The organism is Streptomyces ovatisporus (genome assembly GCF_042653885.1).
GTDB lineage: Bacteria > Actinomycetota > Actinomycetes > Streptomycetales > Streptomycetaceae > Streptomyces > Streptomyces ovatisporus.
In genome coordinates, this window is sequence record NZ_JBHSFH010000003.1 from 416,197 (window position 1) to 440,474 (window position 24,278).

Annotated in this window: 23 protein-coding genes; 9 read left to right on the plus strand and 14 right to left on the minus strand. The window is 71.2% G+C overall.

Going from position 1 to position 24,278, the window contains the following annotated elements:
- Nucleotides 1-53: 53 nt before the first annotated feature.
- The gene (locus tag ACFPA8_RS03450) at nucleotides 54-281 is read left to right on the plus strand and encodes a dodecin (protein ID WP_386442014.1); all 228 of its coding nucleotides are present in this window, start codon (nucleotides 54-56) and stop codon (nucleotides 279-281) included.
- Nucleotides 282-413: 132 nt separating this feature from the next.
- On the plus strand, nucleotides 414-887 hold the full coding sequence (locus ACFPA8_RS03455) for a MarR family winged helix-turn-helix transcriptional regulator (RefSeq protein WP_386442017.1): 474 nt from the start codon (nucleotides 414-416) through the stop codon (nucleotides 885-887).
- Nucleotides 888-1,015: 128 nt separating this feature from the next.
- Here the strand turns inward: ACFPA8_RS03455 and dusB are convergent, their stop codons facing one another.
- Nucleotides 1,016-2,155: a tRNA dihydrouridine synthase DusB gene (gene dusB / locus ACFPA8_RS03460; protein ID WP_386442020.1), complete on the minus strand. Its 1,140-nt coding sequence runs from the start codon at nucleotides 2,153-2,155 to the stop codon at nucleotides 1,016-1,018.
- Nucleotides 2,156-2,322: 167 nt separating this feature from the next.
- On the opposite strand from dusB, the gene ACFPA8_RS03465 reads away from it, so the two are divergent.
- Complete coding sequence (locus ACFPA8_RS03465; RefSeq protein WP_386442023.1) at nucleotides 2,323-2,985, plus strand: phosphotransferase; 663 nt, start codon at nucleotides 2,323-2,325, stop codon at nucleotides 2,983-2,985.
- A gap of 92 nt (nucleotides 2,986-3,077) precedes the next feature.
- Here ACFPA8_RS03465 and ACFPA8_RS03470 read toward each other — a convergent pair whose 3' ends face one another.
- A complete protein-coding gene (locus tag ACFPA8_RS03470; RefSeq protein ID WP_386442026.1) occupies nucleotides 3,078-4,460 on the minus strand; it encodes a glycine--tRNA ligase in 1,383 nt (460 codons plus the stop codon).
- Nucleotides 4,461-4,664: 204 nt separating this feature from the next.
- Here ACFPA8_RS03470 and ACFPA8_RS03475 point away from each other — a divergent pair, with 204 nt between their 5' ends.
- From ACFPA8_RS03475 to ACFPA8_RS03490, 4 genes are all read left to right on the plus strand, one after another.
- Nucleotides 4,665-5,642: a metal ABC transporter substrate-binding protein gene (locus ACFPA8_RS03475; RefSeq protein ID WP_386442029.1), complete on the plus strand. Its 978-nt coding sequence runs from the start codon at nucleotides 4,665-4,667 to the stop codon at nucleotides 5,640-5,642.
- Nucleotides 5,643-5,729: 87 nt separating this feature from the next.
- Nucleotides 5,730-6,518, plus strand: a complete 789-nt coding sequence (locus ACFPA8_RS03480; protein WP_386442031.1) for a metal ABC transporter ATP-binding protein — start codon at nucleotides 5,730-5,732, stop codon at nucleotides 6,516-6,518.
- Nucleotides 6,515-7,564 (plus strand): metal ABC transporter permease, encoded by a 1,050-nt coding sequence (locus ACFPA8_RS03485; RefSeq protein ID WP_386442034.1) that lies wholly within the window; start codon nucleotides 6,515-6,517, stop codon nucleotides 7,562-7,564. Before ACFPA8_RS03480 ends, ACFPA8_RS03485 begins: the two co-directional genes overlap by 4 nt.
- Nucleotides 7,565-7,638: 74 nt before the next feature.
- Entirely contained in the window at nucleotides 7,639-8,052 is a 414-nt protein-coding gene (locus ACFPA8_RS03490; protein WP_386442037.1) for a Fur family transcriptional regulator, read from the plus strand.
- Nucleotides 8,053-8,299: 247 nt separating this feature from the next.
- On the opposite strand, the gene ACFPA8_RS03495 is transcribed toward ACFPA8_RS03490, so the two are convergent.
- The 4 genes from ACFPA8_RS03495 to leuA form a co-directional block, all read right to left on the minus strand.
- The gene (locus tag ACFPA8_RS03495) at nucleotides 8,300-9,118 is read right to left on the minus strand and encodes an isoprenyl transferase (protein WP_386442040.1); all 819 of its coding nucleotides are present in this window, start codon (nucleotides 9,116-9,118) and stop codon (nucleotides 8,300-8,302) included.
- A 114-nt stretch (nucleotides 9,119-9,232) separates the two neighbouring features.
- Nucleotides 9,233-10,039, minus strand: a complete 807-nt coding sequence (gene recO / locus ACFPA8_RS03500) for a DNA repair protein RecO (protein ID WP_386442043.1) — start codon at nucleotides 10,037-10,039, stop codon at nucleotides 9,233-9,235.
- Between the two features lie 156 nt (nucleotides 10,040-10,195).
- The gene (locus tag ACFPA8_RS03505) at nucleotides 10,196-10,837 is read right to left on the minus strand and encodes a TerB family tellurite resistance protein (protein WP_386442046.1); all 642 of its coding nucleotides are present in this window, start codon (nucleotides 10,835-10,837) and stop codon (nucleotides 10,196-10,198) included.
- Between the two features lie 286 nt (nucleotides 10,838-11,123).
- Nucleotides 11,124-12,896 carry a 2-isopropylmalate synthase gene (leuA, locus tag ACFPA8_RS03510; protein ID WP_386442049.1) on the minus strand — a complete coding sequence of 591 codons (1,773 nt, stop codon included), beginning with the start codon at nucleotides 12,894-12,896 and terminating at the stop codon, nucleotides 11,124-11,126.
- Nucleotides 12,897-13,254: 358 nt separating this feature from the next.
- On the opposite strand from leuA, the gene ACFPA8_RS03515 reads away from it, so the two are divergent.
- Both ACFPA8_RS03515 and ACFPA8_RS03520 read left to right on the plus strand, forming a co-directional pair.
- Nucleotides 13,255-14,430 (plus strand): M4 family metallopeptidase, encoded by a 1,176-nt coding sequence (locus tag ACFPA8_RS03515; RefSeq protein ID WP_386442052.1) that lies wholly within the window; start codon nucleotides 13,255-13,257, stop codon nucleotides 14,428-14,430.
- Between the two features lie 90 nt (nucleotides 14,431-14,520).
- Nucleotides 14,521-14,787 (plus strand): protealysin inhibitor emfourin, encoded by a 267-nt coding sequence (locus ACFPA8_RS03520; protein WP_386442053.1) that lies wholly within the window; start codon nucleotides 14,521-14,523, stop codon nucleotides 14,785-14,787.
- Nucleotides 14,788-14,893: 106 nt separating this feature from the next.
- Here the strand turns inward: ACFPA8_RS03520 and era are convergent, their stop codons facing one another.
- The 8 genes from era to ACFPA8_RS03560 form a co-directional block, all read right to left on the minus strand.
- On the minus strand, nucleotides 14,894-15,862 hold the full coding sequence (gene era / locus ACFPA8_RS03525) for a GTPase Era (protein ID WP_386442056.1): 969 nt from the start codon (nucleotides 15,860-15,862) through the stop codon (nucleotides 14,894-14,896).
- Between the two features lie 41 nt (nucleotides 15,863-15,903).
- On the minus strand, nucleotides 15,904-16,275 hold the full coding sequence (locus ACFPA8_RS03530; protein WP_386442059.1) for a cytidine deaminase: 372 nt from the start codon (nucleotides 16,273-16,275) through the stop codon (nucleotides 15,904-15,906).
- A 98-nt stretch (nucleotides 16,276-16,373) separates the two neighbouring features.
- Nucleotides 16,374-16,736 (minus strand): MmcQ/YjbR family DNA-binding protein, encoded by a 363-nt coding sequence (locus tag ACFPA8_RS03535; RefSeq protein WP_386442062.1) that lies wholly within the window; start codon nucleotides 16,734-16,736, stop codon nucleotides 16,374-16,376.
- A gap of 94 nt (nucleotides 16,737-16,830) precedes the next feature.
- The gene (locus tag ACFPA8_RS03540) at nucleotides 16,831-18,168 is read right to left on the minus strand and encodes a hemolysin family protein (RefSeq protein ID WP_386442065.1); all 1,338 of its coding nucleotides are present in this window, start codon (nucleotides 18,166-18,168) and stop codon (nucleotides 16,831-16,833) included.
- Complete coding sequence (ybeY, locus tag ACFPA8_RS03545; RefSeq protein WP_386442068.1) at nucleotides 18,165-18,665, minus strand: rRNA maturation RNase YbeY; 501 nt, start codon at nucleotides 18,663-18,665, stop codon at nucleotides 18,165-18,167. Before ybeY ends, ACFPA8_RS03540 begins: the two co-directional genes overlap by 4 nt.
- Nucleotides 18,666-18,677: 12 nt before the next feature.
- Nucleotides 18,678-20,807 carry a PhoH family protein gene (locus ACFPA8_RS03550; protein WP_386442071.1) on the minus strand — a complete coding sequence of 710 codons (2,130 nt, stop codon included), beginning with the start codon at nucleotides 20,805-20,807 and terminating at the stop codon, nucleotides 18,678-18,680.
- A gap of 192 nt (nucleotides 20,808-20,999) precedes the next feature.
- Entirely contained in the window at nucleotides 21,000-22,148 is a 1,149-nt protein-coding gene (locus ACFPA8_RS03555; protein WP_386442809.1) for a carbohydrate kinase family protein, read from the minus strand.
- Nucleotides 22,149-22,385: 237 nt separating this feature from the next.
- On the minus strand, nucleotides 22,386-23,732 hold the full coding sequence (locus tag ACFPA8_RS03560) for a cation:proton antiporter (protein ID WP_386442074.1): 1,347 nt from the start codon (nucleotides 23,730-23,732) through the stop codon (nucleotides 22,386-22,388).
- Nucleotides 23,733-24,278: the final 546 nt, after the last annotated feature.

Below are 24,278 nucleotides of genomic sequence, written 5' to 3' on the forward strand. Positions count from 1 at the left end.
TATCGGGACACAGGAACAGGACAGACAAACGGCCCACATCAGCGGAGACCAGCATGAGCAATCACATCTACCGGGTGACCGAAATCGTCGGCACGTCGCACGAGGGCGTCGACGCGGCCATCCGCAACGCGGTCAGCCGTGCCTCGGAAACCCTGCGCCATCTGGACTGGTTCGAGGTGACCGAGGTGCGCGGACACATCGAGGAGGGCCGGATCGAGCACTACCAGGTCGGCCTGAAAGTCGGTTTCCGGCTGGAGGCGGGCGAGTCCGCCGGCGGTTGATCCGTTTCCCGGCGGTCCCGGGTGCCGGCGGACGGCAAGGCTTGACCTGAACTTGAGTTCAACTTCTAGGTTCGTCCTCGTCGGTGCGGTGCACGAAGCCGCGCAGCGCAACACGGAAGGCGGGGACGAACCATGGAGTCGGGCACGGATGTCCGGTACTCACACCGGGACGACGAACTGGCCGGGCAGCCGATCGGTTACTGGAGCTGGGCCGCGCACAAGGCCGTGGTCGGGCACATCCGCGAGGCACTGGGGCGGCGCGGCATCAGCCAGCCGCAGTGGTGGATCCTCGCCCAGCTCGCGGACAGCGAGGACGGGCGTACACGCGAGGAGCTGACGGCCGTGCTCGGCGGCTACCTAGACGTGGGCGGCCTTCTGGAGTCGGAGATGGACGGCGTCGTGGCTCAGGGGTGGGCCGACCAGGACCGCGCCGAACGGCTGCGCATCACCGCGGAGGGAGCCGCTTTCCATACCGGACTGGCCCGGCTTCAGCAGGAGTTGCGCGCCCGGATCCACCACGGCATCCCGGACGAGGAGTACGTCCAGGCCCTCAAGGTCCTCCAGCGCATGATCCACAACGTCGGCGGCCGCGCCTGGCACCACTGACCACGCCGCCGGCCTCAGGACGCGCCACGGGTGGCCGGGATGGCGCGTGGAGTCCGGCAGCGGATGGTGGAGTCCGCGCCGCGGGGCACAGCCTTCCGGCGGCCGTCCCACGGCGGCGCGGTGCGGGCTCAGCCGCCCGAGGTGTCCAACTCCGCGTCCGCACCGACGCCTTGGCCGCACTCGTACGGATCGTCCAGCCAGCCGTCGGGGAGCACCACCCGGTTGCGCCCGTGAGTACGCCCACGGGGACCGTCCGCGCCCCGGGGCCACGGCTGATCCAGGTCGAGGCCGCTCAGCAGCTCGTCCAGTTCGTCCAGAGAGGAGGCGACGGCGAGCCGCTGCCGCGTCTGGGACCCGATCGAGAACCCCTTCGTGTACCAGGCGACGTGCTTGCGGAAGTCGATGACTCCGCGCGCCTCGTCGCCGAGCCACTCCCCGAGCAGGGTGGCGTGCCGCAGCATCGTCCGGGCGACCTCGCCGAGACCGGGACGCGCGTACGCGTCCTCCCCCGCGCCCTCGAACGCCGCGACCAGGTCGGCGAAGAGCCACGGGCGTCCCAGGCAGCCGCGGCCGACGACGACTCCGTCGCAGCCGGTCTCACGGACCATCCGCAGCGCGTCCTCGGCGCACCAGATGTCGCCGTTGCCCAGCACCGGTACCTCGGGCACCGCCTCCTTGAGGCGGGCGATGGCGTCCCAGTCCGCTGTTCCGCCGTAGTGCTGTGCCGCCGTACGTCCGTGCAGTGCGATCGAGGTGATGCCCTCGTCGACGGCGATGCGGCCCGCGTCCAGATACGTCAGATGGTCGTCGTCGATGCCCTTGCGCATCTTCATCGTCACGGGCAGCCCGCCCGCGTTGCTCACGGCCTCGTGCAGGATGGCGCGCAGCAGCGGCCGCTTGTACGGAAGGGCCGAACCGCCGCCCTTCCGCGTGACCTTGGGCACCGGACAGCCGAAGTTGAGGTCGATGTGGTCGGCGAGATCCTCGTCGGCGATCATGCGTGCCGCCTTGCCGACGGTCACCGGGTCCACGCCGTACAGCTGGATCGACCGGGGTCGCTCGCTGCCGTCGAAACGGACGAGCTGCATGGTCTTCGCGTTCCGCTCGACGAGCGCCCGCGTCGTGATCATCTCGCTGACGAAGAGCCCCTTGCCACCGCTGAACTCCCGGCACAGCGTCCGGAACGGGGCGTTCGTGATCCCTGCCATGGGCGCCAGCACCACAGGGGGCTGGACGGTGTGGGGACCGATGCGGAGCTGCGGCGTCATGACGTCGGCGTCCTCCAGGACGTGATGCGGGTGGTCGTCGGTGCCCCGGGGGCGCGGGGCTGCCCGCCGGGGCGGGGGCCTCCCATTGTCCCGCATCGGCGGGGGCGGCGGAGCCCGCGGGGTGGCGGGCGGTCACGCGCTTCCCGGATCGTGTCTCGCAGAGACGGATGACGTGGGCCCCGTGCCGGGCAGGGACAGCGGAGACAGCGGCGGGCACCGGCCAGGACGGCAAGGAGGCCACCTTGCGGGACCGCATCGTCGCCCCGCCCTGTGGCGCGGTCCGCACCGCACGACTGCCGCTGCAGGGAGCCCTCGTGAGCAGACACACGATCCACCTGGAGCCGCACCGCGTCACCAAGCGGTTCCGCGGTCCGGTCGGCCGGGCGGCGGCTCGGCGTGAGTGGCGGGCGCTGAAGCTGCTGGCCGAGCACGCACCCGGACTCGCCCCCGCTCCCCTGGCCGGTCCCGGCGCTCCCGGGCGGCCCGAGATCACGATGTCGCGACTGCCGGGCGAGCCGCTGCGCGGGCAGACCGTGGACGAGGAACAGCTCACGGCCCTGGCCGACGCCGTACGCGCACTCCACGCGGCGGTGCCTCCCGCGGTCCTGGCACGCGTCCCCGTCAGGCCGGGGCGCCCGGCTGCGCGAATACCGCAGGCTGCTGGCCCTCGTCTGGCTCTTCCTGCTCTCGTTCGACGAACGGGGCGAGGCACGGAACCCTCCCGGAACCGTCGAGCGTCAGGCCGCGCGGCTGGTCGCTCACCTCGCGTGAAGCCGCCCCGCCGCTTTTGGGCCGGTTGTCACACCCCTTGGGGGCAGGAAGAGGCCTGACGGGCGGCCCCGGCGGAAGCGAAGGGAACCCGACGGAAACGGAGTGGGCCGGCCCCGTCCTGCGACGGAGCCGGCCCCTCAGGTCGCGTGGCTCAGCAGCCCAGCAGACGCCCGGCGAGGTAGCCCTCGATCTGGTCCAGCGAGATGCGGTCCTGCTTCATGGTGTCCCGCTCGCGCACCGTGACGGCGTTGTCGTCGAGGGTGTCGAAGTCGACGGTGACGCAGAAGGGGGTGCCGATCTCGTCCTGCCGGCGGTAACGGCGGCCGATGGCGCCCGCGTCGTCGAACTCGATGTTCCAGTTCTTGCGGAGCGCCTCGGCGAGGCCGCGCGCCTTCGGCGACAGCTTCTCGTTGCGGGAGAGCGGAAGCACGGCGACCTTGACGGGCGCGAGCCGCGGGTCGAGCCGCATCACGGTGCGCTTCTCCAGCTTGCCCTTGGCGTTGGGCGCTTCGTCCTCGACGTACGCGTCGAGCATGAAGGCGAGCATCGCGCGGTTGACACCGGCCGCGGGCTCGATGACGTACGGCACCCAGCGCTCGCCCGCTTCCTGGTCGAAGTAGGACAGGTCCTGGCCGCTGGCCTTGGAGTGCGCGGTGAGGTCGAAGTCGGTGCGGTTGGCGACGCCTTCGAGTTCGGAGAATTCGCTGCCGCCGAAGTTGAAGCGGTACTCGATGTCGGCGGTGCGCTTCGAGTAGTGGGAGAGCTTCTCCGCCGGGTGCTCGTACCAGCGGATGTTCTCCTCGCTGATGCCGAGGTCGACGTACCAGTTCCAGCGCTGCTGCATCCAGTACTCGTGCCACTGCTCGTCCTCGCCCGGCTTGACGAAGAACTCCATCTCCATCTGCTCGAACTCGCGGGTGCGGAAGATGAAGTTGCCGGGCGTGATCTCGTTGCGGAAGGACTTGCCCGTCTGCGCGATGCCGAAGGGCGGCTTCTTGCGCGAAGTCTGCTGCACGGCCGCGAAGTTGGTGAAGATGCCCTGAGCGGTCTCGGGCCGCAGGTAGGCGACCGCACCGGCGTCCTGGGTGGGGCCGAGGTGCGTGGAGAGCAGGCCGGAGAACTGCTTGGGCTCGGTGAAGGCGCCCTTGTTGCCGCAGTGCGGGCAGTTCACGTCGGCGAGGCCCTGGGCCGGCAGCCGCCCGTGCTTGGCCTCGTACGCCTCCTCCAGGTGGTCCGCACGGAACCGCTTGTGGCAGGAGGTGCACTCGGTCAGGGGGTCGGTGAAGGTGGCGACGTGGCCCGAGGCCTCCCACACCTGGGGGGCCAGGATGACGGACGAGTCGAGGCCGACCACGTCGTCGCGCGAGGTGACCATGGAGCGCCACCACTGGCGCTTGATGTTCTCCTTGAGCTCGACGCCCAGCGGTCCGTAGTCCCAGGCGGCACGCTGACCGCCGTAGATCTCACTGCACGGGTACACGAAGCCACGGCGCTTGCTCAGGCTGACGATGGTGTCGATCTTGTCGGCGGCCACAGTGCTCTCTTCATCAACGGCGGACGGAATACTTCAGGTTACCGATCCATGAGGGGGCCGGATCAAATCGGTACGGCGATCGGTGCCGTATCTCTGCGGGATTTCTCCACGAGGACCGCTGCCGGGCGGACGGACCCGGGAGTGAGCAGGAGCACGTGGCAGACCATTTGACAATCGTTTCCAAGTAGTCTGAAAATGAGTGTCATGAACGCTTCCCGTCCTCTCATACGCACCGCCTCGGCAGCGAGTGCACTCGGCCTCTGCGCACTCGCACTCAGCGGCTGCGGACTCGGCGGCAGCGGCGCCGAGGAGAACGGGAAGGTGAAGGTCGTCGCGTCCTTCTACCCCATGAAGTTCCTCGCCCAGCAGATAGGCGGCGAGCACGTGGAGGTCGAATCGCTGACCAAGCCGGGCACCGAGCCGCACGACCTGGAGCTCAGTCCCCAGCAGACCGCCCGCCTCAGCGAGGCGGATCTGGTCGTCTACCTCAAGGGGCTGCAGCCCGCCGTGGACGAGGGGGTGCAGCAGGCCGAGCCCGAGCACGTCGCAGAGGCGACGTCCTACACCGATCTGGAGAAGCACGGCGGGGACGTACACGGCGAGGACGGGCACGAAAAGGAGGGGCACGGGGAGGACCACGGCCACGGCGACTCCTCCGGCGGCGAGCAGGACGGCGACCCGCACGTGTGGCTCGACCCGGTCCGGTACGCCGAGATCGCCGGCGGCGTGGGCGAGCAGCTCGCGAAGGCCGATCCGGCCCACCGGGCGACGTACCGGAAGAACACCTCCGACCTGCGCAAACGACTCATGTCGCTGGACGAGGAGTACAAGAGCACGCTGAGGAAGAAGAAGACGGACACCTTCATCACCACGCACGCCGCCTTCGGCTATCTCGCCGAGCGCTACCGCCTCCACGAGGCCGCCGTCACCGGCGTCGACCCCGATTCCGAGCCCAGCGGAGCGCGCATGAAGAGACTTCACAAGATCGCCAAGGCCGACGACGTCGACACAGTCTTCTTCGAGTCGAGCGCCAGCGACAGGACGGCGAAGACCCTCGCAGGCGATCTCAACCTCAAGACCGGGGTACTCAGCCCACTGGAGACCGCGGAGAAGGGCGAGGACTACTTCTCGGTGATGCGCCAGAACCTGCTCTCGCTGCGCACCGCCCTCGGCGCCGACTGAGGCGCCGCCCGGCCGGGGCGGGGCCGCTTCGCCAGACCGCCCGTCCGCACCGTCCGCAAGTACCCACCGTCGAGGAAGGCCCGTCACATGGCCGCACCGGAGACCGTGATGGCGCTGCGCGCCGCCACAGCCACGCTGGGGGCACGCACCGTACTGCGCGGGATCGACCTGACCGTGGACAGCGGCGAGGTCGTCGCCCTGCTCGGCGCCAACGGCTCCGGCAAGTCCACGGCGATCCGCACCGTCATCGGGCAGGTGCCGCTCTCGGGCGGCGAGCTCGAACTGTTCGGCACTCCCTTCGCCCGCTTCCGTGACTGGCGCCGCGTCGGTTACGTACCGCAGCGCTCCACGGCAGCGGCCGGCGTCCCCGCGACCGTGCGGGAGGTGGTCTCCTCGGGCCGCCTCTCCCATGCGCGGCTGCGTCCCCTCGGCCGTTCCGACAGGGCCGCCGTCACCCAGGCCCTGGAGCTGGTCGGCATGTCGGACCGGGCGAGGGACTCGGTCAACGCCCTCTCCGGCGGCCAGCACCAGAGGGTGCTGATCGCACGGGCTCTGGCGGGCTGCCCCGACTTGCTGATCATGGACGAGCCGCTGGCCGGAATGGATCTGACCAGCCAGGACGTGCTGGCCGAGGCGCTGCGCGAACAAGTCGCCGGTGGCACTTCCGTCCTCCTCGTCCTGCACGAGCTGGGACCGTTCGCACCGCTGATCGACCGCGCGGCCGTACTGCGCGACGGGGTGGTCGAGCGCGTGGCCGACCCCGAGGCCCTGCACGACATCGCCTGCCATCCGCACGACCACCATGACGTCGGGGGGTCGGCCGCGATCGGGGCCGGCCTGTCCCTGAGCGAAGTGAACCCCGGGACACGCCGATGACCGAGCTGCTCGACTACCCGTTCATGCAGCGGGCCCTCCTCGCCGCACTGCTGGTCGGCGTCGCGGCGCCGGCCGTGGGCATCTACCTCGTCCAGCGACGCCAGGCGATCATGGGCGACGGCATCGGGCACGTCGCGCTCACCGGCGTCGCCCTCGGTTTCCTCCTCAACACCAACCCGGTGTGGATGGCGGTGCTCGTCGCCTCGCTCGGCGCCGTCGCGATGGAGCTGATCCGCTGGTACGGGAAGGCACGCGGGGATCTGGCGCTCGCGATGCTCTTCTACGGCGGCATGGCGGGCGGTGTCATGATCATCAACTTGTCGCCCAACGGGTCCAACGCGAGCCTCACCACGTATCTCTTCGGGTCGGTCACGACCGTCTCCGACTCCGACGTCGTCGCCATCGTCTGCCTGTCGGCCTTCGTGCTCGCGGCGTCGCTGGGGCTGCGGCGCCAGCTGTTCGCCGTCTGCCAGGACGAGGAGTTCGCACGGGTCACCGGGCTGCCCGTCCGGCTGCTGAACCTGCTGCTCGCCCTCACCGCCGCCGTCACGGTGACCGTGGCGATGCGTGTGGTGGGCCTGCTGCTGGTGAGCGCGCTGATGGTCATCCCCGTCGCCGCCGCCCAGCAGGCCACGCGCGGTTTCGCGGGGACGCTGGGGCTGTCGGTGCTCTTCGGGGTGGCCGTGACCGTGTCGGGCACCGCGACCTCGTTCTACGCGGACGTACCGCCCGGCGCCAGCATCGTGGTGCTGGCCATCGCGCTCTTCGGCGTGGTGACGGCCCTGGCCACCCCGCTCGCCAGGCGCCGCGCCCGACGGGACCGCCACCGTACGGACGTCCCCGCGGACCCTGAACCGGCACGCACCGCGCGGCAGGAGCCCGCGCGGGGCGGCACGGGCGCGGCCCCGGCGCCGGAGACTGGAGCAGCGGCGGACGCGGCACCCGCGACGGACGCGGAGCGCGGGACCGCACGGGGCAGGGCCTCCGTCGCCGGCCGGTACAAGGACGGCGGAGACGCTGCCGGAGGCGGCGGTTTCCGGGCGTAGGGTCTGCCCGCCGGATGTGCCTGGCACAATGACGGGCAGATCACCGAGCGAGTCTGACGAACGAAGGAGACAGCGTGACCACGGCAGGTCCCCCTGTCCGCGGCCGGTCGACCCGGCAGCGCGCCGCCGTCTCGGCGGCCCTCGCCGAGGTCGAGGAGTTCCGCAGCGCGCAAGAGCTGCACGACATGCTCAAGCACCGTGGGGACTCGGTCGGCCTGACCACCGTCTACCGCACTCTGCAGTCCCTCGCCGACGCGGGCGAGGTCGACGTGCTGCGCACCGACGAGGGCGAGTCGGTCTACCGCCGCTGCCACAGCGACGACCACCACCATCACCTGGTGTGCCGGCACTGCGGGAAGGCCGTCGAGGTCGAGGGTCCCGCAGTGGAGAAGTGGGCCGAGGCGATCGCCGAGGAGCACGGCTTCGTGGACGTCGGGCACACTGTCGAGATCTTCGGTACGTGCGGGGAGTGCGCCGCCGCGAAGTGACGGCGCCCGCGAAGTGACCGCGCCCGGGCGGGAACCACCGTCCCGGTCCCGACCGCACGTCACCCGCCGCTGCGGTCCCGTTGCGCTCCGGGCCGGTGCTGCGTCCGCTCATCCGGACTCTCCCGCCGTCCCGCCGTACGTCCCCCCGCCCCGGCCCTCCCGGCGTACCTTCCGCGACGAGACGCCCGGGGCGGGGGCCGTACGGCTCCGGCCACGAGGCACACCTGCCACGCGGCCGCCGACGGCGCTACCGGCTCTTCCCGTCGCTCTCCTCGCGTGCGCCGCCGAAGCGCCGGTCGCGCTTGGCGTACTCCAGGCAGGCCCGCCACAGGTCGCGGCGGTCGAAGTCCGGCCAGAGAACGTCCTGGTAGACCATCTCGGCGTAAGCGCTCTGCCAGATCAGGTAGTTGGACGTGCGCTGCTCGCCGGAGGGCCGCAGGAACAGGTCCACGTCGGGCATGTCGGGGTAGTACAGGTACTTCGCCAGTGTCTTCTCGTCGACCTTCGAGGCGTCGAGCCTGCCTGCCTGCACCTCCCGGGCGAGCGCCTGCGCCGCGTCGGCGATCTCGGCGCGGCCACCGTAGTTGACGCAGAAGTAGAGCGTCATCGCGTCGTTGCCGACGGTCTGTTCCTGGGCGACCTGAAGCTCGCGCACCACCGACTTCCACAGCTTCGGCATCCGCCCGACCCAACGGATGCGGATACCCAGCTCGTCCATCTCGTCGCGGCGGCGGCGGATGACATCGCGGTTGAAGTTCATGAGGAAGCGCACCTCTTCGGGGGAGCGCTTCCAGTTCTCCGTCGAGAAGGCGTACAGGGAGAGGTTCTTCACGCCCATCTCCAGGCAGCCCTTGAGCACGTCGAGGACGACGCCTTCGCCGACCTTGTGCCCCTCGGTGCGGGGCAGTCCGCGCTGCTTGGCCCAACGGCCGTTCCCGTCCATGACGCAGGCCACATGGTTCGGCACCAGCTCCGAGGGGATCTTCGGCGGGCGTTCACCGGAGGGATGCGGCTCGGGGGTGACGTACTCGCGACGCTGCCTTTGCAGCATTCCGCGGCGTGCCATGGGCGTTCAGCTCCAGGGGTTCATGCGGGGACGGTGCGGGCGCGGTGGTTACGGGGACCACGGCGTTGCCCGGGATACGGGCGAGCGTAGCCGACCTGCGGATGCGGCCTGCGGTCAGGACCGTTCCGCACGCTGTGCGCGCGGGCCCTCCCCGGCTGCGGGCGGGCCGCCCGGGGAGCGCTCCACGTACCGCAGCGAGCGCAGCCCCCGCTCCATGTGCCAGTGCAGGTACGCCGAGACCAGACCGGTGCCCTCCCTGGCGTGACGGGCCTCCACCGCGTCGGCCGTCTCCCAGTCGCCGGTGAGCAGCGCCCCCAGCAGCTGCAGCGCCTCCGGCGACGGTACGACGCTGCCCGGTACCCGGCAGTCGCCGCACACCACCCCGCCCGAGGCCACGGAGAAGAACCGGTTGGGGCCGGGCAGGCCGCACTTGGCGCAGTCCTCGAAGCTGGGCGCGTAGCCGCCCATGGCCAGTGAGCGCAGCAGGAAGGCGTCCAGGACCAGGCCCGGGGTGTGCTCCCCGGCGGCCAGCGTGCGCAGCCCGCCCACCAGCAGCAGATACTGCTGCACGTTGGGTTCGCCTTCGTGGTCGGTGAAGCGCTCGGCGGTCTCCAGCATGGCCGTGCCCGCGGTGTAGCGCGCGTAGTCGCCGACGATTCCCCGCCCGTACGCGGCGATGGTCTCCGTCTGCGTGCACAACGGCAGTCCCCGGCCGACCAGTTCGCCGCCGCGGGCGAAGAACTGCACGTCGACGTGGCTGAACGGTTCCAGCCGCGCACCGAACTTCGACTTCGTGCGCCGCACACCGCGGGCGACCGCCCGCACCCGCCCGTGCGCGCGAGTGAGCACCGTGATGATCCGGTCCGCCTCGCCCAGCTTCTGGGTGCGCAGCACGATGCCGTCGTCGCGGAACAGGGTCATGGGTCCAGTATCGCGTACGGCCACCGGGCGGCCGCCGCGTACGGGCGGACCGCCACGCTGCCCGTGTCCTGCGGAGCCGCGGATGCGCTGTGCGACCGGACCGGGGGCCGGGCCGGGGGCCGGGCCGGGGGGGGCGGATGCCGCCTGTGCAGCAGCTCAGGAGGGTGTGCGGGCCTCCGCCAGCAGACGGTCGACGTCCTCCTCGTCGATCCGCAGGGACGCGCCGACCGCCGCCAGGACCCGCCGCTCGGCCGCGCGGTAGGGGCCGTCCGCCAGCGCGATGCGGGCGCCGTGCAGCAACAGGCCCTCGCGGCCTGCGGGCGCCAGATGCGGTGCGAGCGGAGCCAGCGCCTCGTGCAGTTCGATCTCGGTGGACACGCCACCGGGCCGCCCGCTCTCGGAGCTGAGCGCCGCCATCAGCGTCAGCAGCTGATCCTCGGTGCACTCGGTGAAACCGGCGCTGCGCACGGTCTCGACCGCCGCCTGCCGGGCCGTACGGCTGTCGCTGCCGCCGGCGGCGAGAACGGTCAGGGCGACGGCGTGCACGGCATCGCGCAGGAGGCCCGCGAGGCGGTACGTGGTGGGGTGGTCGAGGCTTTCCGTGCCGAAGTGGCCGCGGCAGGCGGCGCATTCGAGGACCGGCGGCACCGTGCCGCGCGAGAGCAGAGGCACTCCGAGGAGGACGAAGCGGCGCCGTCCGCTGCGGCGGCGGTAGCTGCGGTCGCCTCCGCAGGCGGGGCAGAAGAAGTCACCGTCGCCCACGGTCCGCCAGCTCGTCCGTACGCCTGCGAGGCGCAACCCACGACCACCCTGCGACCTGTGTTCCTGCTGGCCACGAGAGTGCCTCACGCCGCTCACGCCGTACCTCCGTCACGAATTCGGCCACGCTGCCGGTGAACGTGATGTTAACCACAGGTCAGTTGCGGCGTCAGCCCCTCGCCGGGGTCGATTCCGGCGTACGGGCCCGTGGTGAGCCGTGGCGACGGCTGCGGGCCTCACCCGTGGACGGATGAGGCCCGCGGAGACCGTGGAGCCCGGCGCAGCCGGCGGGCACTCGGCCGCCGGCGCCCGGCGCTCGGCTGCCTCAGCGTGCCGCGCGGTTGACGGCGGAGACGACTGCCTTGATCGAGGCGCGGACGATGTTGGCGTCGATGCCCACGCCCCACAGCACCTTGTCGCCGACGGCGCACTCGATGTACGCGGCGGCCTCGGCGCCCGCGCCCTCACTCATGGTGTGCTCGACGTAGTCCAGCAGCCGCACGTCCACGTCCACAGCCTGCAGCGCGTCGAAGAACGCGGCCAGCGGGCCGTTGCCGGTGCCCTCCAGCACGACGTCCTCGCCGTCGACCGTCGCCTCCACCATGACGGCGTCCTGTCCGTCGACAGTCGTCGTGGTCTGCCCGGAACGCAGCGCGATGCGGCCCCAGGCGTTGTCCGGAGTGGGCAGGTACTCGTGCTGGAAGATCTGCCAGATGTCGGCGGGGGTGACCTCGCCGCCCTCGCTGTCGGTCTTCTCCTGGATGATCTTGGAGAACTCCACCTGCATCCTGCGCGGCAGGTCCAGGTTGTGCCCGCCCTTCAGCACGTAGGCGATGCCGCCCTTGCCGGACTGGGAGTTGACGCGGATGACCGCCTCGTACGTACGCCCCACGTCCTTGGGGTCGATGGGCAGGTACGGGACCGCCCACTCCAGCTCGTCGACGCTCTTGCCCTCCCGCCCGGCGCGTACCTCCATCGCCTCGAAGCCCTTCTTGATGGCGTCCTGGTGGGAGCCGGAGAAGGAGGTGTAGACGAGGTCGCCGACGTACGGGTGCCGGGAGTGCACGTCCATCTGGTTGCAGTACTCCGCGGTGCGCTTGACCTCGTCGATCTGCGAGAAGTCGATCTGCGGATCGACGCCCTGGCTGAAGAGGTTCATACCCAGGGTGACCAGGTCGACGTTGCCGGTGCGCTCGCCCTGTCCGAACAGGCAGCCCTCGATGCGGTCCGCGCCCGCCATGATCGCCAGTTCGGCGGCGGCGACGGCCGTTCCGCGGTCGTTGTGCGGGTGCACGGACAGGCACACGTGCTCGCGGCGCGTCAGGTTCCGCGACATCCACTCGAAGCGGTCGGCGTGCGTCGAGGGCGTCGAACGCTCCACGGTCGCGGGCAGGTTGAGGATGATCTCGCGGCCGTCCTCGGGCTGCCAGACGTCCATGACGCCTTCGCAGACCTCCAGCGCGAAGTCCAGCTCGGTGTCGGTGAAGATCTCCGGGCTGTACTGGTAGCCGAAGCAGGTGCGGTCGTCCAGCAGCTTCTCCGCGTACTCCACCACGAGCCGTGTGCCGTCCACGGCGATCTGCCGTACCTGCTCGCGGGTGCCGCGGAAGACGACCTCGCGGAAGACCGGTGCGGTCGCGTTGTAGAGGTGGACGGTCGCGTTGCGGGCGCCCTTCAGGGACTCCACGGTGCGTTCGATCAGCTCTTCACGGGCCTGGGTGAGCACGGAGATCGTCACGTCGTCGGGGATCGCCTCCTCCTCGATGATGGAGCGCACGAAGTCGAAGTCCGTCTGCCCGGAGGCGGGGAAGCCGACCTCGATCTCCTTGTAGCCCATCGACACCAGCAGGTCGAACATCGCACGCTTGCGCGCGGGCGACATGGGGTCGATCAGGGCCTGGTTGCCGTCCCGCAGATCGGTGGAGAGCCAGCGGGGGGCCCGGGTGATGCGGTTGTCCGGCCAGGTGCGGTCGGGGATGTCGACGGCCTCGTACGGTCCGTACTTGTGCACGGGCATGCCGGAGGGCTTCTGCTGCACGGTGGCCGCCGTGACGGGCGTGGGGCGGCCGAAAGAAGCGGAGGAAGCGGAGGAAGTCATGTGCGTGGGCTCCAGATCGCGGAGGGGCTCCGCGTGGGTTGGCTTCGAGGGCCGACGGTGGCAGCACCGGTCTCCGCGGGGAGGGGGTCGGCCGTACGACTACAGACCCTCGCCGCGGCAGCTAAGAAGCAGCAGCCCAAGACGCATGATGCGCCGAGTCTAACGGAGAGCACCGGAAGCGAAGACTCCGTATCACCATGCGGGACGGCGCACGACGTCGCGCACACCGGTGGAGCCCCTGCGGCCGGACCAGAACCAGGAGCCGCCCCCCGCAACGGAGTTGACGCATCTGTACCCCTTCGTGGCAATCACCGCCGCAGGGAGTGACAGAACCGTGACCCTGTGCCACTTTGCAGGAATGGACGCACACTCGAAGCGCACCGGGCATGCACACCGCGTACACACCGTCTTCTGTCCCATCGTCCCGCCGCACGTCCTTGACCACCTCTCCCGCTCGGGCGACCCGACGCTCTACGAGCCGGCTCGCCGCACGCTCGAGCACGACGCACTGCAGCGCACCCGCCGCAGGATCACCACCGTCCGCATGACGGCGGCCCCCGCCGCGCCGGGGGCCGCCGCGGACGCCGGGAAGAAGCCGCGGCGCACGATCAGCGACGCCGGGAACCGGGAGCAGCTGCCCGGGACCAAGGTGCGCTCCGAAGGCGAGGAGCCCACCGACGACGCCAGCGTCAACCGTGCCTACGCGGGGCTCGGCGCCACCTTCGAGCTCTTCCTCACCGCCTTCTCGCGCTTCTCGATCGACGGCGCCGGCATGCCGCTCGACGCGACGGTCCACTACGGCGAGAAGTACGGCAACGCGTTCTGGGACGGCGAACGCATGGTCTTCGGGGACGGCGACGGGTCGATCTTCCGCGACTTCACCCTGCCCGTGGACGTCATCGGCCACGAACTGACCCACGGCGTCACCCAGTACACGGCGAACCTCGCCTACTTCGGGCAGTCCGGCGCGCTCAACGAATCGGTCTCCGACGTCTTCGGCTCCCTCATCAAGCAGTACGGACTCGGCCAGAGCGCCGACCAGGCCGACTGGCTCATCGGCGACGGCCTGTTCACCGACCACGTGGAGGGCACCGCCCTGCGCTCGATGAAGGCGCCCGGCACCGCGTACGACGACGACGTCCTCGGCAAGGACCCCCAGCCGGCGACCATGGAGGACTACGTGCACACCGGCTCCGACAACGGCGGCGTGCACATCAACTCCGGTATCCCCAACCACGCGTTCTACCGGCTGGCCACGGAGCTCGGCGGCAACGCGTGGGAGCGTGCGGGCCAGGTCTGGTACGACGCCCTCACCTCCGGCGACCTCACTCCCGACGCGGACTTCGCAGCCTTCGCGGGCGCCACCGTCTCCGCCGCCGCCTCGCGCTTCGGGGACGGCAGCCCCGAACGGGAAGCCGTGCTCAAGTCGTGGTCGGCGGTGGGGGTTTCACCTGCCGAACCTTCTCCGTCCGCCGCCGCCGCCGCCGCCCAGGCAACGCCGGGGGCACCTCCCGCGAAGCGGGGGATGCGCTGAACCGGGCCGTACCCGGAACGAGGGCGCCGGCCCGGCCCGGTTCAGCGCGACAAGGAGCGAATCGCCCGCCACGGCGGCAGGATGGATGCCATGCGTATCACCGTCACCCGCAGCGGCGGCTTCGCGGGCATCGTCCGCCGCGCCACGCTCGAGACCGGACAGCGGCCGGACGCCGCCGAGTTGACCGCTCTGGCCCGTACGGCACTCACCGAGGGCCGCGGTGCTCCGGCGCCCGTCGTCCCCGACGGCTTCCACTACGAGATCGAGGTGGACGGCGAGTCGGCCCGGTGCGCGGACCCCCGCCTCACCGAGGCCCAGTCGGCGCTGGTGAAGAAGGTGCTGAGCGAAGGCGCGTAGTGGCGCGGCCGGGAAGGCTCGCCGGGCGTCGAGAGCCGGTGAACCTTCCCGGCCACGGCACTGGCGAGGGGCCCGCGGCGCGGACCCGCCCGGCACAGGACGTGCCCTAGAAGCCCAGCCGCCGAAGCGCCTTGGGGTCGCGCTGCCAGTCCTTCGCGACCTTCACGTGCAGGTCCAGGTAGACGGGCGTGCCCAGCAGCGCCTCGATGTGGCTGCGCGAGGCCGTGCCGACCGCCTTCAGGCGCTTGCCCTTCGGGCCGATCACGATGCCCTTCTGGCTGGGACGCTCCAGGAAGATGTTGGCGTGGATGTCCAGCAGCGGCCGGTCGGCCGGACGGTCCTCCCTGGGCAGCATCTCCTCGACGACCACGGCGATGGAGTGCGGCAGTTCGTCCCGCACGCCCTCCAGGGCCGCCTCGCGGATGAGTTCGGCGACCATGACCTGCTCCGGCTCGTCCGTCAGATCACCGTCCGGGTAGAGCGGCGGCCCCTCGGGCAGGAGCGGCTCCAGCAGGTCGGCAAGCAGCGACACCTGCCGGTCCTCGACCGCCGAGACCGGAACGATCTCCGCCCACTCGATGCCGGCCTCCTTGCCGAGCCGGTCCACGGCGATCAGCTGCTCGGCGAGCGCCTTCGAGTCGACCAGGTCCGACTTGGTGACGACGGCGACCTTCGGCGTCCGCTTCAGACCGGCCAGTTCACCGGCGATGAAGCGGTCCCCGGGGCCGATCTTCTGGTCGGCCGGGAGGCAGAAACCGATGACGTCGACCTCCGCCCACGTCGTACGGACGACGTCGTTGAGCCTCTCCCCCAGCAGCGTGCGCGGCTTGTGCAGTCCCGGGGTGTCGACGAGGACGAGCTGCGCCCCGGGCCTGTGCACGATGCCGCGGACCGTGTGCCTCGTCGTCTGGGGACGGTTGGAGGTGATCGCGACCTTCGTCCCCACCAGCGCGTTGGTGAGCGTCGACTTGCCCGCGTTCGGGCGGCCTACGAAGCAAGCGAAGCCGGAGCGGTGCGGCGCCGGGGTGGCCTCGTCCGCAGGCGAAACGGGGGAAGGTGCATCCATGGCGACCATTGTCCCCGATCGGGTGAGTGCCCCCGACCGGCCGGTGGCGCTCAGCCCGCCGTGACCGTCGCCCGCAGCTTCCCGTCGGGGCCTGCCAGCAGCACGGTCGTGGCATCGCCCGAGAGATCGCGCACCGCTGAGAGATCCGCTGCGGGGATCAGCTCGGCCTCCGTCACCACGGCCGCGGCCTCCAGCGACGCGGCACCGGACGCCACCGCCATCGCGACCGCCGTCTGCAGGGCGCTCAGCTTCAGCGAGGCCAGCGCGACGGAACCCGCCACGTACGTGCGGCCCGTCTCGTCACGTACCGCCGCTCCCTCCGGAACGCCGTTGCGGGCACGGGCGCTGCGCGCCAGCGTGAGGAGCTTGCGGTCCTCTTGGTCCAGCGCCTGGTCAGTCTGGTCACTCATGCGTAGGAGCATATGACGCTGCCGTTCCGGGATCTCCGGGGGTCCGGAGCGCCGCAACGCCGGTCGTGGACGGGGACTTCTGCGCTTCCTGACCGCTACGCGTCTTGCACTCAGGGCCGGTCGAGCCGCAGCCGTTCCGCGCGCGACAGCCCGGCGACCACCAGGTCGTAGGAATCCTCGACCATGTCCTCGACCATCTGCCCGGGGAGGGTCCCGTCGAGCGTGACGGTGTTCCAGTGCCGCTTGTCGAGGTGGTAGCCGGGCATGACGGCCGCGTGGGCGGCGCGCAGCTGCACGGCCAGCTCGGGTTCGCACTTCAGGCTCACCTGCAGCGGGACCCCGTCCAGCGCACAGAAGGCGAAGATCTTCCCGCCCACCCTGAAGACGGACAGGCCCGGACTCCCCGGAAAGGGGCGGTCCTCACTCGCTCCGTCGAACCCCAGGCAGTACGTGCGCAGCTCGTCCGGCGTCATACGTCCAGCCTCCCACCGCCGTACGGCACCGGCCCGACGGTCCGACGACCGGCTGCGAGGGTGCGAGGGTGCGACGCCGGCACGGCTCCACCCGTCAGGCGTCGGCGGTCTCGTCCGCGGAGCGGCCGTTCGCGTCCGCTCCGGAACGCACCGGCTCCACCAGCACCGTCACGATCCGGTTCCGGCGGCCCGCCGGAGCCTCCGCCGTGAGCCGCAGGGCGGTCAGCGTCGGGTCGGAGCGGTCCTCCGTGACGTCGACCGTCGCTGTCGCGCCGGCGATGGGCACCCGGCCCAGCGACTTCGCCAGCAGACCCCCGACCGTCTCCACGTCCTCGTCGTCCAGGCCGACGAGGTCGTAGAGCTCGCCCAGGTCGCCGATGTCGAGACGGGCCGTGACGCGGTAGCGGCCCTCTTCCAGCTCCTCCACGGGCGGCAGCTCGCGGTCGTACTCGTCGGTGATCTCCCCGACGATCTCCTCCAGGATGTCCTCGATGGTCACGATGCCCGCCGTGCCGCCGTACTCGTCGATGACGACGGCCACGTGGATGCGGTCCTGCTGCATCTCACGCAGCAGATCGCCCGCGTTCTTCGTGTCCGGGACGAACGCCGCGGGGCGCATCGCCGTCGAGACCAGTTCCGTCTCGGCCTCGCGGCTGATGTGCACCCTGCGCGCCAGGTCCTTGAGGTAGACGATGCCGACGATGTCGTCCTCGCTCTCCCCCACGACGGGGATGCGCGAGAAACCCGAACGCAGCGCGAGCGTCAGCGCCTGCCTTATCGTCTTGAACCGCTCGATGGTGATCAGGTCCGTACGCGGCACCATCACCTCACGGACGATCGTGTCGCCGAGCTGGAAGACGGAGTGCACCATCTTCCGCTCCTCGGCCTCGATCAGCGACTCCTGTTCGGCCAGGTCGACCAGCGCCCGCAGCTCCGCCTCACTCGCGAACGGGCCCTTGCGGAAGCCCTTCCCGGGCGTCAGCGCGTTCCCCAGCAGGATCAGCAGCTGCGGCACCGGGCCCAGGATGCGCACCAGCGGCACCAGGACGTACGAGGCCGCGGTGGCCGTGTTCAGCGGATGCTGGCGGCCGATGGTGCGCGGCGAGACACCGATCGCGACATAACTGACCAGCACCATCACGCCCATCGCGACCACGAGGGCCTGCCACGTCTCCTCGAAGACGCGCAGACACGTGTAGGTGACCAGGACGCCCGAGGCCACCTCGCAGGCGACGCGCACCAGCAGCGCCAGATTCAGATAACGCGTCGGGTCCGCGGCCACGACGGCGAGGCGCTCCGCACCGCGCCGCCCCTGCCGTACCGCTTCCTCCGCGCGGTAGCTGGTCGTACGGGCAAGGCCGGCCTCCGCGCAGGCGGCGAGCCAGGCGATGACGACCAGCAGCGCCGCCGCGGCGACGAACTGCGCGGTCACGACGTGGTGGTGGGGGCCGGGGAGGGGCCGGTGAGACCCTGCTCCGCACGCCAGCCGTCCAGGATCGCGGACTGCAGGCTGAACATCTCGGCCTTCTCCGCCGACTCGTCGTGGTCGTACCCCAGCAGGTGCAGCACGCCGTGGACGGTGAGCAGCTGGAGCTCCTCGTCCATGGAGTGCTGCGTCGGGGCGTCCGCTCCCTGCCGCTCGGCGACCTCGGGGCACAGGACGATGTCACCGAGCAGGCCCTGCGGAGGGTCCTCCTCGTCCCGCACCGGCGGACGCAGCTCGTCCATCGGGAAGGACATCACGTCCGTCGGGCCGGGCAGGTCCATCCACTGCAGGTGCAGCTGCTCCATGGCGTCGGCATCCACGACGATGACCGAGAGCTCGGAGAGCGGGTGGATGCGCATGCGCCCCAGTGCGTAGCGGGCGATGTCGAGCAGCGCGGCCTCGTCGACCTTCCGCCCGGATTCGTTGTTGACGTCGATCGTCATGACGCGTGTGTCTCAGCGCTTTCCGTTGGGACTGCGGTCGCCGGATCTGCCCGGGCCGTCGTGCCCGTGCCCGTGCCCTCTGCCGGACTCGGCCTCGTTGCGGTCGTCGTAGCGGGCGTAGGCGTCGACGATGCGTCCGACGAGCTTGTGACGGACCACGTCGGAGCTGTCGAGTTCGGCGAAGTGCACGTCCGGGACGTCGTCGAGGATCTCCCGGACCTGCCGCAGACCGCTCTTCGTGCCGCCGGGCAGGTCGACCTGCGTGACGTCTCCGGTGATGACGATCTGCGAGTCGAAACCGAGCCGGGTGAGGAACATCTTCATCTGCTCGGGATTGGTGTTCTGCGCCTCGTCGAGAATGATGAAGGCGTCGTTGAGGGTGTTGTGCGTCAGCAGGTAGTTCTCCGTGACATACAGCGAGTCCTCGGCCGCGACCTGGATGCACACCGTTTCCTCACGGCCGGCCGGCTCGATGCTGTCGATGAAGCGCATCGGACGCCCCCCGCCGCCTGCGGCACGGTACTTCTCCCGCTTGTGGGCGAGACGGAACGGCTCGACGCCCTCGGGGAGCCGGACGCCGACGACGTGCGCGTCCTGCCTGCGGCGGGTGTGCGCGACGCCGCCGAGGGACTGGACGAGGGAGATGACGTCGTCGCGCAGCAAGGCCGATGTGGTCGTGTACCGGACACGGCAGGTCCGGTCGGCCTCTGCGACGGGAACACCGCCGGAGTCGAGAAGTCCCTGGAGCAGGGCCAGCCTGACGTCGGCGGAGTTGTGGAGGTAGACGTCCGGCACGGTCCGGGTGCCGGAAGGGCCGCCGAGCACGTCCATCTCGCGCAGCACACGCGTGACGGGGTTCTCCAGCGTGACGACGTCCGTTCCCGGCGGCACAGACTCCCCGGGCCGGTTCAGGACGTGGCCGGACCCGCCGCCGTGACGCAGCGCGACCCCCGGCAGCGCCGCCTCGAATGCCTCGGCGAGTTCCGGATCGGCCGTGGAGGACGACGGGGAGGTGGAACCGGTGAGAGCGCCGTCGCCGAGCAGCAGCCCCAAGGCGTAGGCGTCCACGGGGGTTTCCCGGGCCGGGAGACCGACCGGGGCCGTGAGGAGCGGCAGTTCGTACCGGCGGGCATGAGCGGCCCCGAGACTGCCGGTCATCTCCTGGGTCTCCAGCACCCGCCAGGGCTTGCCGTCGCGCCGGTCCGCGGCCGTGCGGACGGTCCAGAGGTGTTCGCCGCAGCACAGCGTCCATGAGCCGTCCTGCGCTGTGACGCGGTGGACGTCCTTCTCACCCTGCGGGTAGACGCCGAGGACGGGAGTGGGCTCGCCGTTCGAGCCGGTGACCAGGTCCCCCACCCGCAGTTCCCCTATGGGGCGCCAGCCGTCCGGGGTCATGACCCTGGTGAAGACCGGCTGGGCCCGGCCCCTCATGTAGGCCAGCGGTGCGACCTCGATCGTTCCGGCGGCCATCAGGCGGGGGATCGAATCCGGGTCGAGCATGTCGTGCAGGGCGTCGTAGAGCGGACGCAGATACGGGTCGATCTTCTCGTAGAGCGTGCCGGGCAGGAAGCCCAGCCGCTCCCCCGCCTCGACCGCCGGCCGCGTCAGGATGATGCGGTTGACCTGCTTGGACTGCAGTGCCTGCACGGCCTTGGCCATCGCGAGGTAGGTCTTGCCCGTGCCCGCCGGGCCGATGCCGAAGACGACCGTGTGCTTGTCGATCGCGTCGACGTAGCGCTTCTGGTTGAGCGTCTTGGGGCGGATCGTACGGCCGCGGTTGGAGAGGATGTTCTGCGTGAGCACCTCGGCCGGGGTCTCGGTGCCGGAGCCCCTGCCGTCCTGCTGGTCGCGGAGCATCGCGATGGTGCGTTCCACCGCGTCCTCCGTCATGGGCTGGCCGGTGCGGAGGACCAGCATCATCTCGTCGAAGAGGCGCTGGATGAGGGCGACCTCTCCCGCTTCTCCCGTGGCGCTGATCTCGTTGCCGCGCACGTGGATGTCAGCGGCGGGGAAGGCCTGCTCGATCACGCGCAGCAGGGAGTCGCCTGAGCCCAGCACCGTCACCATCGGGTGCTTGGCCGGAACGGTGAAGCGGGCCGTCTCCTGCGGGGAACCCGCCTGATTCGTCGTTGTCTGCGTCATGGGTGACCCGGTCGGGCCTTCCTCATCCCTCTCTGCGTCTGCATCACTTGGCTTCCAAGAATACGACGGGCGACTGACAAGCCAGAATGGTTTCCCCGCACCGCGGCCCGTGAACCCGCCGGTGCGCACCGCGGCCCGGCGCCCGGGGTGCGGGCGCTCCAGGTCTGCCCTCTCCGGTGGCTCCCGCGTCCGCTACGCCGGTGGCCTGCCGCGGCCGAAGCCGATGGTCGGAACGGCCCGGCGCAGAGCCGTCGGCCGGCCGCATCCCGTCAGGAGCGCCTCCAGGAAGGCGTACGTGCCGACGGCGTCGAACGGCCGCTCCCGGCGCCACCATGCGGCGATCTCGGCCCAGCCGGGCGCCGAGAGCGAGCCCCCGAACTCCTGGACCGAGAGCGCAGCCGTCAGCCCCGCGAACGCGAGCCGGTCCGTCAGCGGCCAGCCCGCGAGCGACCCCACGACGAAGCCGGCGGCGAAGACGTCGCCTGCGCCCGTCGTGTCCAGGGCGTCGACGGGGACGGCGGGGATCTCCGCGGTCTCGCCCGACGCGGAGTCGACGGCGTACGACCCCTGGGCTCCGAGCGTGACGACGGCCAACGGCACCCGCTCGCCCAGTCGGCGGGCGGCGGCGCGCGGGCAGTCGCATCCCGTGTAGCGCATCGCTTCCTGGGCGTTGGGCAGGAATGCCTCGCAGTGCGCCAGGTCCGGAAGGGAGCCGAGGTCCCAGCGGCCGGTGTCGTCCCAGCCGGTGTCGGCGAAGATGCGGCTGCCGTGGCGGGCCGCCGTCGCGATCCAGTCCTGGCCGTCGCCGGGGGCGAGGGAGGTCACGCAGGCCCGGGACGGCGGCGGGCAGTCGGGAGCCTCCGGATCGTTGGGTGCTCCGCCCAGGCCCGGCCCGGTGGACGTCGCCGCTCGCCTGGCCGGCGCCTCGTGGCCGTGCGAGATCATCGTCCGTTCGCCCTCGTAGGCCATGGAGACCGTCACCGGCGAGTGCCAGCCCGGGACGGTGTGGGAGAACGCGAGGTCGATGCCCTCCCCCTTCTCCAGCGCCTCCCGGCAGTAGTCGCCGTACATGTCGTCGCCGAAGGCCGCAGCGAGCGAGGTGCGCAGCCCGAGCCGGGCCAGCGCCGTGGCCATGTTCGCCACGCCGCCGGGGCTGGAGCCCATGCCGCGCGCCCAGGACTCGGTGCCGCGTACGGGTGCGGAGTCGAGACCGGTGAAGATGATGTCCAGGAAGACGGTGCCGGTCAGGTAGACGTCGCAGACCGGGTCCGCGGGGGTGCGGAGCGGGGCCAGCGGGTCGAAGTGGTGCCCGTGCACGGTCGTGCCGGGGACGGCGTCCATGCGGGGGACGCCGTCCTGGCGGCCGTCGTCACCTCCGGTGCTGCCGGCTTCCTTCCCCGCGCCCGAACTCACCTGGCTCCTCCGCTCCGTGCCGGCCCCGCATCTCGTGGTGTCTCCGGTGTACCGCGTGACCACGGCATCGGGCCAACCCGACGCACGGAGCGCGCCGCCCGCCCCCGGCGGCGGCGGAGCGCAGGTGCCCGGAGGCACGGGCGCTCCGCCGCGGCGACGAGCGGGTCATCTGCGGGTGCCGGCCGCCCCGTCGGCCGTGTCGGCCCGGTCGTCGGTGACCGGCTCGTCCCTGCCTCCGGCGCCGCCCGGGTCGCCGACGTCGCCCGAGTCGCCGCGCGCACTCCCGGCCGTACTCCCGGTGGCCTTCCCGACGGCTCCGTCGGACGCCTCCTCCCGCTGCGCCTTCGCCGGACGGGCCGGCGAGGAGAGCCCCAGGCGCCGGGCGAGGGGCTCCGTCCAGCGTGCGGTGAGCGGGCCGAGGACGACGAGGATGAGGACGTACGCCGTCGCCAGCGGCCCGACCTGCGGCTCCGCCCCCGTCGCGAGACCGGCGATGACGATGGAGAACTCGCCACGGGCCACGAGCGTCCCCCCGGCACGCCACCTACCGGCGGTCCTGATTCCCGCGCGGCGTGCGGCGTACCAGCCTGTGGCGATCTTCGTCAGCACCGTGACGGCGGCGAGGATCAGCGCGGGCAGCAGTACGGGAGGGATCTCCGAGGGTTCCGTGGAGAGCCCGAAGAACACGAAGAAGACGGCGGCGAACAGGTCGCGCAGCGGCGTCAGCAGGTTGTGCGCGCCCTCGGCGACCTCGTCGGACAGGGCGATGCCGACGAGAAACGCTCCGACGGCCGCGGAGACCTGGAGTTCCTGTGCGATGCCGGCGACCAGGAGCGTCAGGCCGAGCACCACGAGGAGCAGCATCTCGGCGCTGTCGGAGGAGACGACGCGGCTGATCAGCCGGCCGTGCCGCAGCGCGAGGTAGAGGACGGCGCCGACGGTGCCCAGGGAGATCAGCAGTGTCAGCGTGCCTCCCGCGAGGCTGACGCCTGCCAGCAGCGCGGTGAGGATCGGCAGGTAGACGGCCATGGCGAGGTCTTCGAGGACCAGTACGCCGAGGACGACCGGCGTCTCCCGGTTGCCGAGCCGTCCCAGGTCGCCGAGGACCTTCGCGATCACGCCGGAGGACGAGATCCAGGTGACACCGGCGAGGACGACGGCGGCCACCGGCCCCCAGCCGAGGATGAGGGCGGCGGCGGCGCCGGGCAGCGCGTTGAGTACGAAGTCGACGGCCCCGGACGGGTACTGGGTCTTCAGGGTGGTGACGAGTTCGGACGCGCTGTATTCGAGGCCGAGCAGGAGCAGCAGCAGGATGACGCCGATCTCGGCGCCGGTCGCGACGAATTCCTCACTGGCCTGCAGCGGGAGGATGCCGCCGTGGCCGAAGGCGAGCCCGGCGAGCAGGTAGAGCGGAATGGGCGAGAAGCCCACCCGTCCCGCGAAGCGTCCGAGGAGGCCCAGGGCGAGGATGATCGCCCCGAGTTCGATGAGCATGGCTGTGGTGTCGTGCACGGGCGTCTGCCCTCCGGTGATCGGTCGGCGGCGTACGTGCCTTCCCGGCGTCCGGCGGCGACGCGGCGGCGTCGGGTCGGAAGCCGGGTACGGCGTGGACGGGCGACCGGTGCTGGGGGCTGCGGCCCGGAAGGCACCGGCCGCTCGGCTTGCCGGTGCCGTTTGTGGCGCCCGCGCGAGCGCGGGCGGGAGCGTCCGCGCGTCCGGCCACGGGGGTGCGCGGCGCCGGAGGGGTTGTGCGGTGCCGACGGGGAGTCAGCCGTGGCTTCGCTGCGCGGATACATGGCACGGCCCCCCTCGCGGTGAGATCAGGACCGGCGTCCGCGCCGGTCCGTGCATCGGGCAATCACCGCACCAGGGTAATCGGTCGGTAAAGGGGATCTACTGCCAGGGCAAAGCACAGCGCGTTCGCTTCGCGGCGACGGCAGGCCGGCGCCGTCCCGTGGATCCACTCACGGCGCAGGCTCGGCTTCCCCTCCCCGGGCCGCGAGCAGCGGAGCGCGGGAGGCCGGGGCGGCCCCGCGGACCGCCCCGGCTCGCCCCTTC

Bases quoted from the DNA above. Each gene is read 5' to 3' on its own strand.
- ACFPA8_RS03520 (WP_386442053.1), top strand. From the start codon at position 14,521: ATGCGTATCACCGTCACCCGCAGCGGCGGCTTCGCGGGCATCGTCCGC.
- ACFPA8_RS03515 (WP_386442052.1), top strand. From the start codon at position 13,255: ATGGACGCACACTCGAAGCGCACCGGGCATGCACACCGCGTACACACC.
- ACFPA8_RS03455 (WP_386442017.1), top strand. From the start codon at position 414: ATGGAGTCGGGCACGGATGTCCGGTACTCACACCGGGACGACGAACTG.
- ACFPA8_RS03475 (WP_386442029.1), top strand. From the start codon at position 4,665: ATGAACGCTTCCCGTCCTCTCATACGCACCGCCTCGGCAGCGAGTGCA.
- leuA (WP_386442049.1), bottom strand. From the start codon at position 12,896: ATGACTTCCTCCGCTTCCTCCGCTTCTTTCGGCCGCCCCACGCCCGTC.
- ACFPA8_RS03530 (WP_386442059.1), bottom strand. From the start codon at position 16,275: ATGCTCCTACGCATGAGTGACCAGACTGACCAGGCGCTGGACCAAGAG.
- dusB (WP_386442020.1), bottom strand. From the start codon at position 2,155: ATGACGCCGCAGCTCCGCATCGGTCCCCACACCGTCCAGCCCCCTGTG.
- ACFPA8_RS03480 (WP_386442031.1), top strand. From the start codon at position 5,730: ATGGCCGCACCGGAGACCGTGATGGCGCTGCGCGCCGCCACAGCCACG.
- ACFPA8_RS03495 (WP_386442040.1), bottom strand. From the start codon at position 9,118: ATGGCACGCCGCGGAATGCTGCAAAGGCAGCGTCGCGAGTACGTCACC.
- era (WP_386442056.1), bottom strand. From the start codon at position 15,862: ATGGTCGCCATGGATGCACCTTCCCCCGTTTCGCCTGCGGACGAGGCC.
- ACFPA8_RS03450 (WP_386442014.1), top strand. From the start codon at position 54: ATGAGCAATCACATCTACCGGGTGACCGAAATCGTCGGCACGTCGCAC.
- ACFPA8_RS03535 (WP_386442062.1), bottom strand. From the start codon at position 16,736: ATGACGCCGGACGAGCTGCGCACGTACTGCCTGGGGTTCGACGGAGCG.
- ybeY (WP_386442068.1), bottom strand. From the start codon at position 18,665: ATGACGATCGACGTCAACAACGAATCCGGGCGGAAGGTCGACGAGGCC.
- recO (WP_386442043.1), bottom strand. From the start codon at position 10,039: ATGACCCTGTTCCGCGACGACGGCATCGTGCTGCGCACCCAGAAGCTG.
- ACFPA8_RS03465 (WP_386442023.1), top strand. From the start codon at position 2,323: ATGACGTGGGCCCCGTGCCGGGCAGGGACAGCGGAGACAGCGGCGGGC.
- ACFPA8_RS03555 (WP_386442809.1), bottom strand. From the start codon at position 22,148: ATGGACGCCGTCCCCGGCACGACCGTGCACGGGCACCACTTCGACCCG.
- ACFPA8_RS03550 (WP_386442071.1), bottom strand. From the start codon at position 20,807: ATGACGCAGACAACGACGAATCAGGCGGGTTCCCCGCAGGAGACGGCC.
- ACFPA8_RS03485 (WP_386442034.1), top strand. From the start codon at position 6,515: ATGACCGAGCTGCTCGACTACCCGTTCATGCAGCGGGCCCTCCTCGCC.